Genomic DNA, 12,829 nt, shown 5'->3' on the forward strand with positions numbered 1-12,829 from the left:
TCGAACTGCCAATTGCAGATTGTTGACAATCTGATTTCGGTGGGTGACGATGGCAGACATGACAGCGTCGACTCGCACTCACCTCAGCCCGGCACTCAAGCAGGCGACCCCGATCGTCGTCGATCACGGAAAGGGCAGCTGGATCATCGGCACGGACGGGCGGAAGTACCTCGACTTCACCACCGGTATCGGCGTCACCAGCACCGGACATTGCCATCCCCGCGTGGTCGAGGCAGCCCGCGAGCAGGTGGGCAAGATCATCCACGCGCAGTACACGACCGTCATGCACCAACCACTGCTGGCGCTGACCGACAAGCTCGGTGAAGTCCTCCCGGCCGGTCTCGACAGCGTCTTCTATGCCAATTCCGGCTCCGAGGCCGTCGAGGCGTCGATTCGGTTGGCGCGCATGGCGACCGGACGTCCGAACATCATCGCGTTTCACGGCGGGTTCCACGGACGCACGGTCGCTGCCGCGTCGTTGACCACCGCGGGCACCAAGTTCCGCTCCGGCTTCTCGCCGATCATGGGGGGCGTGCACATCGCACCGTTCCCGTACGCGTTCCGCTACGGCTGGGACATGGACACCGCGGTCGCCTTCGCGCTGAAGGAACTCGATTACCTGCTGATGACGATGTCGAGCCCGGCCGATACCGCCGCGTTCATCATCGAGCCGGTTCTCGGTGACGGTGGCTACCTGCCCACGCCGCCAGAATTCCTCGAGGGCCTGCGCGAACGAGCCGATACGCACGGCATCGTCCTGATCGTGGACGAGGTGCAAGCGGGGGTCGGCCGTACCGGGAAATTCTGGGGGCATCAGCACTCGTCGATCACGCCCGACATCGTCATCACCGCGAAAGGCCTCGCCAGCGGGTTCCCGATCTCGGCCATCGCGGCTTCGACCGAACTGATGAGCAAGGCGTGGCCGGGGTCCCAGGGCGGGACCTACGGCGGCAACGCCGTCGCCGCTGCTGCGGGCGTCGCGACCCTCGATGTCGTGCGCGACGAGGGTCTGGTCGCCAACGCCGCCGTTCAGGGCGAGGTTCTGCTCGACGGTTTGCTGGCCCTCAAGGCCGAGCATTCGGCCATCGGTGATGCACGTGGACTCGGCTTGATGCAGGCACTCGAATTCGTCGACAGCGCAGGCAATCCCGATGCTGCGGCCGCTGTGCGCGTGCAGCAGGGTGCGATCGACGAAGGGCTGTTGCTGCTCACCTGCGGCGCGCTCGGCAACGTCGTGCGCATCATTCCCGCACTGATCGTGAGCGATGACGAGATGCGGCAGGGTATCGACGCGCTGTCGCGAACGCTGAAGAACGTGCTGTGACTTCTGCGCCGGCCCGATCCGATGTCCACGAACTCGTGCACCGAGTACGGGAACTGGGCATCGACATCGACGACTCGTCTCGGCGGCTCGCGGAGTACTCCTACGACGCTTCGAACTACCGTATCCCGCCTGCTGCCGTCGTGTTCCCGCGCAGCGCCGACGACGTGTCCACCGTGGTGTCGTTGTGCGCCGCTGCACGGGTCGCCGTCGTGGGCCGGGGCGGCGGAACGTCGATGGCAGGCAACGCGATCGGTCGCGGAGTCGTGCTCGATTTCTCCCGTCACATGAACCGTGTGATCTCGGTCGACACCGATTCTCGGACCGCCGTGGTGGAACCGGGAATCGTGATCTCGGAGTTGCAGCGTGAGCTGGTGGCGCGGACGTCGGGGGCGTTCACATTCGCACCCGACCCGTCCAGCAAGACACGCGCGACGGTCGGCGGGGCCGTCGGCAACGACGCATGCGGCAACCACTCGGTTCGCTACGGTCGAACAGCCGACCACACGGTGGCCATGGACGTCGTGACTGCCGACGGGCATCTGCTTCGGGTGACCCGTAGCGGTGTGGAGGCAGTGCATTCGGAGGATGCAGCGGCAGCCGATGCAGCCGAACGTATCTCGCGAGAGCTGCAGTCACTGGCGGCCGACAACCTCGCGCTCTTCAGGGTCGAACTGGGGCGCATACCGCGACAGGTCTCCGGATTTCACCTGTCGCATCTGCTGCCCGAGAACGGATTCGACGTCGCGCGTGCACTCGTCGGAAGCGAGGGCACGTGCGCGGTGATCGTCTCGGTGACCGTCGCCGTCGTGCCCGTGCCGCCGGCTGCGCTGTTGCTCTGCCTCGGCTACGACGACGTGGTGGCTGCTGCAGCCGACGTGATGGCCATTCTCGAATTCTCGCCTGCTGCGGTGGAGGGTATCGACGACAACATCGCCCAGACGATGGAGTACCGGCGCGGACCGGACTCCGTCCGCGGTTTGCCTGCGGGCAACGCCTGGCTCTACGTGGACCTCGACGGAGCCGATACTGCCGAGGTGGAGAACAAGGCCGCTCGCTTGCTCGAGGCGCTCGGTCGGCTCGGCCGCGTGAAAGAAGGCCGCATCGTCACCGACCCGGCCGACCGAACAGCGCTGTGGCGGGTACGCGAGGACGGGGCAGGTCTGGCGACGCGCCTGTCGAGCGGAGTCGAGTCCTGGGGTGGGTGGGAGGACGCGGCCGTGGCACCGGAGAACCTGTCCGCCTATCTCGCCGATCTCAATTCGCTTCTGGGTGAGCACGATCTGACCGGGGTGATGTACGGACACTTCGGTGCCGGCTGCATGCACGTACGCATCACGTTCGATCAGCGCACCGACGCCGGCCGACGGGTGATGTACGACTTCCTCCGCGCCGCCGCACGGGTGGTCGTCAAGCACGGCGGCAGCCTGTCGGGCGAGCACGGCGACGGCAGGGCTCGCTCGGAACTGCTGCCGGTGATGTACTCACCCCGCATGCTCGACGCGTTCGCGCGGTTCAAGCACATCTGGGATCCCCGCGGCATTCTCAACCCGGGATCGATCACCGATCCGGAACCGATGATGGACAACCTGATGCTGCAGGGCATTCCGCAGCGGGAATGGAAGACGACCTTCGATCTGCACCAGATCGGAACCCGGGCAGATCTGGATCCGTTCGTGCACGCAACTCAGTCGTGTGTCGGCGTCGGCAAATGTCGCACAGCGTCGGGAGGCGTCATGTGCCCCAGTTTCCGTGCCACGGGCGATGAGAAGGATTCGACACGGGGCCGGGCCCGAGTGCTGCAGGAGATGGTGCGCAGTTCGCCGACCGTTGCCGACGGATGGGCCTCGAAGGACGTCGCCGAATCGCTCGACCTGTGTCTGTCCTGCAAGGCTTGCTCGTCGGATTGCCCGGTCGGCGTGGACATGGCCACGTACAAGTCGGAGTTCCTCGATCACCACTACGCGGGGCGGCTGCGGCCACTCTCGCACTATTCGCTGGGCTGGTTGCCGCGCTGGCTGAAGGTGACGCGGCGAGCGGCACCGCTGCTCAATCGTCTGCTCACCCCGCGGATGGCCGCACTCGCTGCCCGGCTCGGTGGACTGACCACCGAACGGGCATTGCCGCGCTTCGCATCTGCGAAAGATCTGGCTCGGGAAGTCCGTATCGGCGGCGGTCGCGACGCGAATGTGGTGTTGGTCGTCGACACGTTCACGCAGGGTTTTCGTCCCGAGGTCGCGGGCGCGGCGCAGCGAGTGCTCGAGGATTCCGGCCGCAGCACCGAATGCCGGACCGACGTGTGCTGCGGTCTGACCTGGATTTCGACGGGCCAGCTGAAAGCCGCCCGTACCCACCTCACGAAAGCCGTTGCCGCACTGGACGACGGCACCGACCGGCCCATCGTCGTCACCGAACCGAGCTGCGCGGCGGCGTTCCGCAAGGACATGCCGGAGCTGGTTCCCACCGCAGCGGCGAGACGGGTCGCAGCGCGAGTGCAGAGCTTCGCGGGGGCGGTCATCGATCAGGCCGAGGCCGGGTGGGCACCCTCGGGTGAGGTTCCCGCCTCGGTCACGGTGCAGACCCACTGCCACGAATACGCTGTGTTCGGCAACGCCACCCAGCGCACGGCACTGGCGGCCGTCGGTATCGAGGCGGTACGGGAAGCCACCGGATGCTGCGGCGTGGCAGGCAATTTCGGCTTCGAGAAGCGTCACTACGAGCTCAGCATGGAGGTCGCCGAACAGGCCCTCGCGCCGGCACTACGTGATGCAGAGCCGGACACACCGATTCTGACCGACGGATTCAGCTGCCATATGCAGGTGCGCCAACTTTCCGGTGACCTGACGAGTGACGCGTCGGTGCACCTGGCACAGATTCTGGATCCACGTACGACGAAAGGACCGCGGCCATGACCGCCAGTTCGACCAGCCTCACGCGTCCCACGATCACGGCTCCGACCGACCTGTTCATCGCAGGCACGTGGACCGCCGCAGCATCCGATGCGCGGTTCGATGTCATCGATCCCGCCAGCGGCGAGGTCATCGCCAGCGTCGCCGACGGTGGCGTCGCCGATGCCGACAAAGCCATGTCTGCAGCGGTCGATGCTGCCGCCGACTGGGCCGCGACCGCGCCGCGCGCACGCAGCGAAATTCTGCGTACCGCCTACGAATTGATCATGGCGCGATCCGAGGAACTCGCCGCGATCATCACAGCCGAGATGGGAAAGCCTCTGGCCGACGCTCGCGGCGAGGTGGCCTACGGCGCCGAGTTCTTCCGCTGGTTCTCCGAGGAGGCGGTACGCATCTCGGGCGATCACACCCTCACCGGAGACGGCAAGAACCGTATCGTGGTGACTCGCGCACCCGTGGGACCGTGCATTCTCGTCACTCCATGGAACTTCCCGCTGGCCATGGGAACTCGCAAGATCGGCCCGGCGTTGGCAGCAGGCTGCACCGTCGTGTTCAAGCCCGCCGAACAAACGCCTCTGACGGCGCTGGCCCTCGCCGGAATCCTGCACGACGCAGGTGTTCCGGCGGGAGTGGTCAACGTCGTGACCACCACGGACGCGTCGGGTGTGGTGGGCTCGTGGATGAGGGGCGGTGCGGCCCGCAAGATCAGCTTCACCGGATCGACTGCGGTGGGCAAGATCCTGCTCGAGCAAGCTGCATCGACGGTGATGCGCACCTCCATGGAGCTCGGCGGAAACGCACCTTTCATCGTGATGGACGACGCCGATCTCGGACGCGCCGTGGACGGTGCGATGGTCGCCAAGATGCGGAACATGGGTGAGGCATGCACCGCCGCCAACAGATTCTTCGTACACCGCAGTGTCACAGCGCAGTTCGCGAACGCGCTCGCCGAGCGCATGGGTGCGTTGTCGGTCGGTGCCGGTAGTGCGCACGGTACCGAGGTCGGTCCGCTCATCGACGACGCAGGCCGCACCAAGGTGCAGACACTTGTCGACGACGCCCTCGGGCGCGGCGCACGTGCGATCGTCGGGGGAGTGGCTCCGGACGGACCCGGCTACTTCTACCCGCCGACCGTTCTCACGGACGTCGATGCGGCGTCGGATCTGATGTCACAGGAAATCTTCGGACCGGTGGCCGCGATCGTCCCGTTCGACACCGAGGACGAGGTGATCGCACTGGCGAACGACACCGAATGGGGACTCGTCGGATACGTCTTCACCCAGGACATCGACCGGGCTCTGCGGATGGGGGAGCGCCTCGAGGTGGGCATGGTCGGCCTCAATACGGGCCTGGTGTCCAATCCGGCTGCGCCGTTCGGTGGTGTCAAACAGTCCGGGCTGGGTCGCGAGGGTGGAAAAGTCGGAATCGACGAGTTCCTGGAGTACAAATATTTTGCCATTCCCCGAGGCTGAAGGAGGCTTTCGATCATGCCCAGTTCGAGAAGACTGACGCCCATCGACGCACGCAACACGTCGATGGTGATCGCCGACCAGATCCGCGACCGCATCATCGACGGGTCCTATGCCCCAGGGGAGCAGATCAACGAGGCCAATGTCGCCGCAGAACTCGAGATCTCGCGGGGACCGGTGCGGGAGGCACTGCAGCGCCTCAATCAGGAGGGGCTGCTCGTCAGCTACCGGAATCGAGGCGTGTTCGTCGTCGAGCTGAGCAGTGAGGATGTCACCGAGATCTACGAATCCCGCGCGGCGATCGAGGTCGGTGCCGCGTGGACTCTGGTGCACGGAGATCGCGCACAGTTGGTCTCGGCTGCCGATGAGCTCTCGGCCATCGTGATGCAGATGCAGCCGTTCATCGATCGGGCGGATTGGCGAGGTCTCGCCGAACGGGATCTGGCGTTTCACACCGCGCTGGTCGCAGCGACGCGCAACAGCCGAATGTCGCGGATGTATGCCACGCTCGCTGCGGAGGCGCGGATCTGCATGGCCAACCTCGAAACCGCGTACTACCGGCCCGAGGCGTTGGTGGAGGAACACCAGCTGATCGTCGACCTGTTGCTCGGCTCGGATTGGGATGCACTGGAAAAGGGCGTCCACGAACACATGGACACCGCCATCCACGACCTGACCCGAGCGATGGTGGAGGAGCATGCCGAACATTCGGCACTTGCGACTCCGGGATAGTCGCCGCTCTCGCAACACAGCATTTACATCCGAAGTCTTGCGAACCTCTCACGCCAGCGCTTAGCCTGATTGTCAACAATCTACTAAATCGACTTCACTGAAGGGGGTGCCCGTGAACGACTCGCCCGACGCCGCCTACGTCACCGCACTCGGACCCGACCAGACCACAGGACGGGCCGCTCCCGGCCTGGCTCGGTACCCGGACGTACCGAACAGCACGCCGATCACGTTCACCGACGAGGAATACGCCGACCGGCTCGCTGCCGTCCGAGAGCGGATGGCAGCCCAGAACCTCACCGCGCTCATCGTCACCGATCCCGCGAACCTCTACTACCTGCTCGGGTACAACGCGCTCTCGTTCTACACCCCGCAGATGCTGTACGTGCCCCTCGACGGCGAGATGTACTTCTTCGCCCGCGAGATGGACGCCAACGGCGCGTTTCGCACATCGTGGCTACCGCAGGACCGGACGTTCGGCTACCCCGAGACGTTCGTGCAGCGCAAAGACACGCACCCGTTCGTCTGGGTCGCCGCGAAGCTGCGGGAACTGGGGCTGGTGAACAACTTCGAGCACGGCCAAGTGGGTCTGGAGATGGACTCGTACTACTTCAGCCCCAAGGCATTCGAGGCACTCGTGAAGTCGTTGCCCGAATACCGCTTCACCGACTCCTACGAGCTGATCAACTGGGTTCGAGTGGTCAAGTCTCCCGCGGAGATCGCCCTGATGCGCGGTGCAGCGACGGTCTGCGAGTCCGCGATGTCGGCTGCGTACCAGTCGATCTCGGTCGGTGAGCGGCAGTGCGACGCGGCCGCAGCCATCATGAACGCACAGGTGCGCGGCACCGCAGAGTTCGGCGGCGATCACCCGGCCATCGTGCCGATGCTGCCCACCGGAGCCGGAGCCGACACCCCGCATCTGACCTGGTCGCATCAACCCTTCGTGCGGGGCGAGACCACCGTCGTCGAGCTGGCCGGAGTGTTTCGGCGGTACCACATCCCGATGGCACGCACCATCGTTCTCGGAAAGCCAAGTCCGCGTTTGGATTACCTCGCCAAATCCACCGGCGAAGCGCTGAACGACGTACTCGCAACCGTGCGGGCAGGCGTCACCGCCACCGACCTGGCGCAGGTATGGAACACGAGCCTGGCAAAGCACGGACTGCACAAGCCGTCGCGCATCGGTTACTCGATCGGCATCGCCTACGCACCCGACTGGGGTGAGCGCACCGTCAGCCTGCGCACCGATGACGACACGGTGCTCGCCGAGAACATGACCTTCCACATCATCGGCGGAATGTGGATGGACGACTACGGATACGAGGTATCCGAGGCCGTTCGGGTGACCGAGAACGGCCTCGAAACCTTCACCGCATACCCCCGAGAACTACTGACGAAGGAGTGAGCATGACCGCATCCACTCGAGGTCGTTCCGCAGGCTCCACTCCTGCCACCCAAAATCGTTCCGCAGGCTCCACTCCTGCCAGCATTCCCTGGGCCCTACGGACCGACAAGCTGGTGGGGTCGGTGATCGATTCGTCGACATCGCTCCTCGCGGCGCAGAAGCACGACATCGTCCGCTTCGCCATGGGATCTCCCGCCGCCGAGACCGTCCCGGCCGCCGCGTTCACCGAGATCGCCGGCAGCGTGCTCACCGCGGATGCATTCGACTACGGCGCCACCGAAGGTGACCCCGGCCTGCTCGACGCATTGCTCTCGTATCTCGATTCGGTGGGAGAACCCACGTCCGAGGAGCGGGTGGTGATCACCTCCGGGGGAATGCAGGGACTCGACATCGCCTGCAAGCTCTTCATCGACCCGGGTGACTTGGTGATCGTCGAAAGTCCTACGTACACCAATGGAACCGCCACCGTGCTCAGCTACGGGGGCGACATTCTCGAGGCCCCGATGGACAGTGACGGTCTCATCGTCGAGGCGCTGCCCGAGCTCGTGGAGCGCGCAGGTCGAGTGCCGAAGATGATCTATGTGATACCCAATTTCCAGAACCCGTCGGGGGTCACCCTGTCGCTCGAGCGTCGTCAGCTGCTCATCGAGCTGGCGCACCGGTGGGGATCGGTAATTCTCGACGACGATCCGTACGGTCTGCTCCGCTTCTCGGGTGATCCGATTCCCAGTTTCGGCACGCTCAGTCCGAACGACCCATTGATCTTCTCCGTACGCACGTTCTCCAAGATGATCGCCCCTGGCCTGCGAGTGGGGTGGGTGGACGCGGCTCCCGAAGCGCGGCAATTGATCGTCAACGCCAAACAGGCCATGGATACGTGCACCAACCTGCCCGGTCAGCGAATGGTGGCGGAGTACATCGGGCGCGGACTGCTGGGCGAGCACCTTCGGTCGTTGGCTTCGGTGTACCTGCCCCGCAAGGTTGCGATGCAGAACAGCATCGACAAACACTTCGGTGAGTCGATGTCGACCACCGATCCCGAGGGTGGGTTCTTTCTCTGGGCGACGTTGCGCGGCAACGATGTCGACTTCTCGACCCAGGACCTGTTCGAGACGGCGCTGGCCGAGGGAGTCGCCTACATCCCCGGACCTGCTTTGTCGGTGGGTGGGAAGTTCCACGACTCGCTGCGACTGTGCTTCGCGTCGTCGACACCCGAACGAATCGACGAGGGAATCAGGCGACTCGCCGTTGCGGTGGACAAGTCCAAGCACCTGCTCGCCTCCGACCCCACCCGATGACCGTATCGAATACCGAACGCGCTCTGCTCGATTCGATCGACGAACGCGAGATCGTCTCGCTGACGGCCGCTTTGATCGACGCCGGCGGTGAGAACCCGGGCGACACCGAGGAGAAGACTGCGAAAGTTCTCGCGGAGCACTGTCGCGCACTGGGATTCGACGTCGAGACCGTCGAGGTGGCTCCGGGCCGGCCCAACGTCATCGCGTCCATCGGATCCGGCGATCGGCCGGGAGTTCTGTTCGTCGGTCACTCCGATGTGGTTCCTGCGGGGACCGGTTGGACCAGCGACCCCTTCTCGGCCGTCGTTCGCGACGGACGCATCCTCGGCCGCGGGGCCTGCGACATGAAAGGTGGCCTGGCCGCAGTCGTGGCCGCGATGGCCGCGGTGCAGCGAGCCGGCCTCGCCGACGAACATCCGATGACGTTGGCGTGCCTGGTCGACGAAGAGGACACCGGCCTCGGCATTCGAGCCTTCGTGGCCGAGTCGCAGCACCGCACGTACAGCTGTTGTGTGGTGGCGGAGCCTACGGATCTGGTCACCATCTACGGCTGCAGAGGGGCGGCGAACCTGGAGATCGAGGTTCGGGGACGTTCCGCACATGCGGGGCAGCCGCGCAACGGAGCCAACGCCATCTCTGCTGCAGCACGCATCATCGGAATCATCGAGGGCTCCCAGGCCGAGCTGGATGCGAACCCCGACCCCGAACTGGGGCCGGCCACCTGGAATGTGGGGACGATAGCGGGAGGTACGGGCACCTCGATGGTCGCCGACCGGTGTGTCGTCACCGTCGACCGCCGTCTGTTGCCGGGCGAGAGTGCCGCCGGAGTCGTAGGAGATCTGCGATCCCGCATCGAATCTGCGGGACTCACCGGGTCCGGTATCGATGTCGAGATCGGTATCGCGATGGAAATGCCGGGCTTTCTGACCAGCGTGAACAACGGATTGGTCACTACCGCAGTGCAATCGGTTGTCGACAACGGATTTGGCCGTTCCACTGACATCTGGACCGCATCGTGCGATGGTGGTTTCGTGGCACAGCAGATGGGAATACCCACCGTCGTGCTCGGTCCGGGGGAGATCGACAAGCAAGCACATCGGCCGGACGAGTCCGTTGCCGTGCGGCAATTGACCGACAGCGCAAGGGCGTACGCGTTGATCGCCACCAGAATTGCTGCACTACCAGGACTTTAGCGCTGCACGAGGGGGTTGGCCGAAACGTATGTTCTGCATCGCCGTAATGTCGAACGCTGCGAAGTACCACACCGACGCTCCACTTTGTCCACAAAAGCGAGAGGTATTTCGACCGTGACCGAAAATTCAGGGTCGGCAGCATCGCCGACCGGATATCCCCCCAGTACCGACACCCTGAGCCCGGACGAGACCAAGATTCTCCACCGCGCTATCGGCGGATCTGCCCTCGGTAACGCAGTCGAGTGGTTCGACTACGCGGTGTACGGCTATCTCGCCGTCTACATCGCCGCCAACTTCTTCCCGTCCGAGGACGGGGGAGCGAGCCTGCTCTCCACATTTGCCGTGCTGGCCGCGTCGTTCATCATTCGTCCCATCGGTGGCATCGTGCTCGGCCCACTCGGCGACCGCATCGGTCGTCAAAAGGTCCTCGTACTGACCGTCTCTATGATGACGTTGGCCACGGCGGCGATCGGTGTGCTGCCGACATTCGACACCATCGGCATCGCCGCACCGTTGCTGCTGCTCGTCTGCCGTTTGGTGCAGGGTTTCTCCACCGGTGGTGAGTACGGCGGCGCAGCTGTGTTCATGGCCGAGTACGCGCCCGACAAGCGGCGTGGATTCTTCGGATCGTTCCTCGAGTTCGGAACTCTCGCCGGGACGGTGGGCGGTGCCACGCTGTGCACCCTGCTCAACGTCGGGCTCGGCGACGAGACCATGGAGGCCTGGGGCTGGCGAATACCGTTCCTAGTGACGCTCCCATTGGGCGTCGTTGCGCTGTGGCTGCGGACCCGGCTCGAGGATTCTCCGGTGTTCGCCGAAGCGAAGGAAGACGGCGGCACGGTCGAAGAGGGTGCAGGCGGAGCCGTCACCTCACTCAAGGCCACCATGACGTACTGGCAGCGGATCCTGATTCTGATGGGATTCGTGCTGCTCCTCAACATCGCGTATTACACCGTGCTGACGTTCTTGCCCTCGTACCTGAGCGACACGTTGGGGCACAGCACGACTCAGTCCAACTTCACCCTCGTGGCGATCATGATCATCATGATGGCGATCATCAATCCGATCGGCGCTCTGTCCGACCGGGTGGGCCGAAAGCCGTTGCTGCTGGCGGCCTGCGTCGGGTACTTCGTGCTCAGCGTTCCGCTGTTCCTGTTGATCATCAACACCGGACTGATCGGCCAGAGCATCGGCCTGCTCGGTCTCGGAGTGTTGCTGGTCATCATGTGCTCCTGTGTGTCATCGACACTGCCCGCACTGTTCCCCACTCAGGTGCGCTACGGAGCGTTCGCAATCGGATACAACGTCTCGACGGCGCTCTTCGGCGGTACGGCACCGCTGATTCTGACGTTCCTGATCGACCGAACGGGTTCCAACCTGATTCCGGGTTGGTACATGATGATCGCAGCTGCCATTGCGTTCGTTCCGATTCTGTTGATGCCCGAGACGGCAGGGCGATCACTGCGCGGAACTCAGTGCCCCGGTGACAACGACGATGAGGTCGCTGCGTCCGGCGTCGAGCTCGTCGGCTACAAGAAGTAGCAGTGGCACCGGTTCTCGTCGTTCTGCACGCCGGCGATCTTCCCGACGGACTCGAGTCCGTCGCGGAGGTCGCCGACGTGAGGTACGCCACGGCCGACACCCTCGCGGATGCAGTCGACGGTGCCGACGTGTTGCTGCTGTGGGATTTCTTCTCGCCTGCAGTCGAATCCGCATGGCCGAGCTGCGGGTCGCTGAAGTGGATCCATATCGCCGCTGCCGGCGTGGACTCGTTGATGTTCGACGAGCTGGTGGAATCCGATGTGGTCGTGACCAATTCGCGTGGCGTCTTCGATCGACCGATCGCGGAGTTCGTGCTGGCTCAGATCCTAGCGTTCGCCAAGGACTCCGAACGTTCACGTGCACTGCAGCATTCGAAGATCTGGCAACACCGCGAGACCGAACGCATCGACGGTGCACACGCGATGATCGTGGGCACCGGAGCGATCGGTCGCGCCATCGCGGCTCTCCTGAGTGCAGTGGGAATGTCGATCTCGGGTGTGGGCCGCACGGCACGAGAAGACGACCGAGACTTCGGGACCGTGTACGCCAGTGACGATCTGGCGGCCGAAGTAGCGTGCGCCGACTACCTGGTTCTGGTCGCCCCGCTGACCGATCAGACGAGGGGAATGGTCGACGATTCGGTGCTGGCCGCGATGAAACCCGGTTCACGCATCGTGAACGTGGGCCGCGGGGAGTTGCTCGACACCGAGGCGCTCCTGACGCACCTCGGCTCCGGGCACATCGCAGGTGCTGCACTCGACGTCTTCGAGACCGAACCGCTCTCGGCCGACCATCCATTGTGGACGGCCGAGAACGTGATCATCACTCCCCATATGAGCGGTGACGCGTTGGGGTGGAAGCAGCGACTCGCAGATGTGTTCGCCGACAACGCATGTCGATACTTCCGGGGCGAACCCCTGCTCAATGTCGTGGACAAGAAGCTCGGATTCGTGGTCTGAATCC

9 protein-coding genes are annotated in these 12,829 nt (G+C 64.5%); all 9 read left to right on the forward strand.

The genetic code is table 11. The features are described 5' to 3' along the window. Positions 1-58: 58 nt before the first annotated feature. The 9 genes from CH275_RS14155 to CH275_RS14195 all read left to right on the forward strand — a co-directional run bounded on the left by CH275_RS14155 (position 59) and on the right by CH275_RS14195 (position 12,825). The gene (locus tag CH275_RS14155) at positions 59-1,324 is read left to right on the forward strand and encodes an aspartate aminotransferase family protein (RefSeq protein ID WP_094678977.1); all 1,266 of its coding nucleotides are present in this window, start codon (positions 59-61) and stop codon (positions 1,322-1,324) included. Further along, positions 1,321-4,233 carry an FAD-binding and (Fe-S)-binding domain-containing protein gene (locus CH275_RS14160; protein ID WP_094678978.1) on the forward strand — a complete coding sequence of 971 codons (2,913 nt, stop codon included), beginning with the start codon at positions 1,321-1,323 and terminating at the stop codon, positions 4,231-4,233. Before CH275_RS14155 ends, CH275_RS14160 begins: the two co-directional genes overlap by 4 nt. Then, positions 4,230-5,702, forward strand: a complete 1,473-nt coding sequence (locus CH275_RS14165) for an NAD-dependent succinate-semialdehyde dehydrogenase (protein WP_094678979.1) — start codon at positions 4,230-4,232, stop codon at positions 5,700-5,702. The genes CH275_RS14160 and CH275_RS14165 overlap by 4 nt, the downstream gene beginning before the upstream one ends. Positions 5,703-5,717: 15 nt before the next feature. Beyond that, complete coding sequence (locus CH275_RS14170; RefSeq protein ID WP_256991022.1) at positions 5,718-6,431, forward strand: GntR family transcriptional regulator; 714 nt, start codon at positions 5,718-5,720, stop codon at positions 6,429-6,431. A 223-nt stretch (positions 6,432-6,654) separates the two neighbouring features. Further along, complete coding sequence (locus tag CH275_RS14175; RefSeq protein ID WP_179276161.1) at positions 6,655-7,833, forward strand: M24 family metallopeptidase; 1,179 nt, start codon at positions 6,655-6,657, stop codon at positions 7,831-7,833. 2 nt (positions 7,834-7,835) lie between these two features. After that, on the forward strand, positions 7,836-9,131 hold the full coding sequence (locus CH275_RS14180) for an aminotransferase-like domain-containing protein (protein WP_094678980.1): 1,296 nt from the start codon (positions 7,836-7,838) through the stop codon (positions 9,129-9,131). Then, positions 9,128-10,324, forward strand: coding sequence for a M20 family metallopeptidase (locus CH275_RS14185; protein ID WP_094678981.1), 1,197 nt, complete (start codon positions 9,128-9,130; stop codon positions 10,322-10,324). Before CH275_RS14180 ends, CH275_RS14185 begins: the two co-directional genes overlap by 4 nt. Before the next feature lie 114 nt (positions 10,325-10,438). After that, positions 10,439-11,866: an MFS transporter gene (locus CH275_RS14190; RefSeq protein ID WP_256991023.1), complete on the forward strand. Its 1,428-nt coding sequence runs from the start codon at positions 10,439-10,441 to the stop codon at positions 11,864-11,866. 2 nt (positions 11,867-11,868) lie between these two features. Beyond that, complete coding sequence (locus tag CH275_RS14195; protein ID WP_094678982.1) at positions 11,869-12,825, forward strand: D-2-hydroxyacid dehydrogenase; 957 nt, start codon at positions 11,869-11,871, stop codon at positions 12,823-12,825. The last annotated feature ends 4 nt before the right edge of the window (positions 12,826-12,829 follow it).

Source organism: Rhodococcus sp. 06-235-1A (genome assembly GCF_002258785.1).
Classification (GTDB): Bacteria; Actinomycetota; Actinomycetes; order Mycobacteriales; family Mycobacteriaceae; genus Rhodococcoides.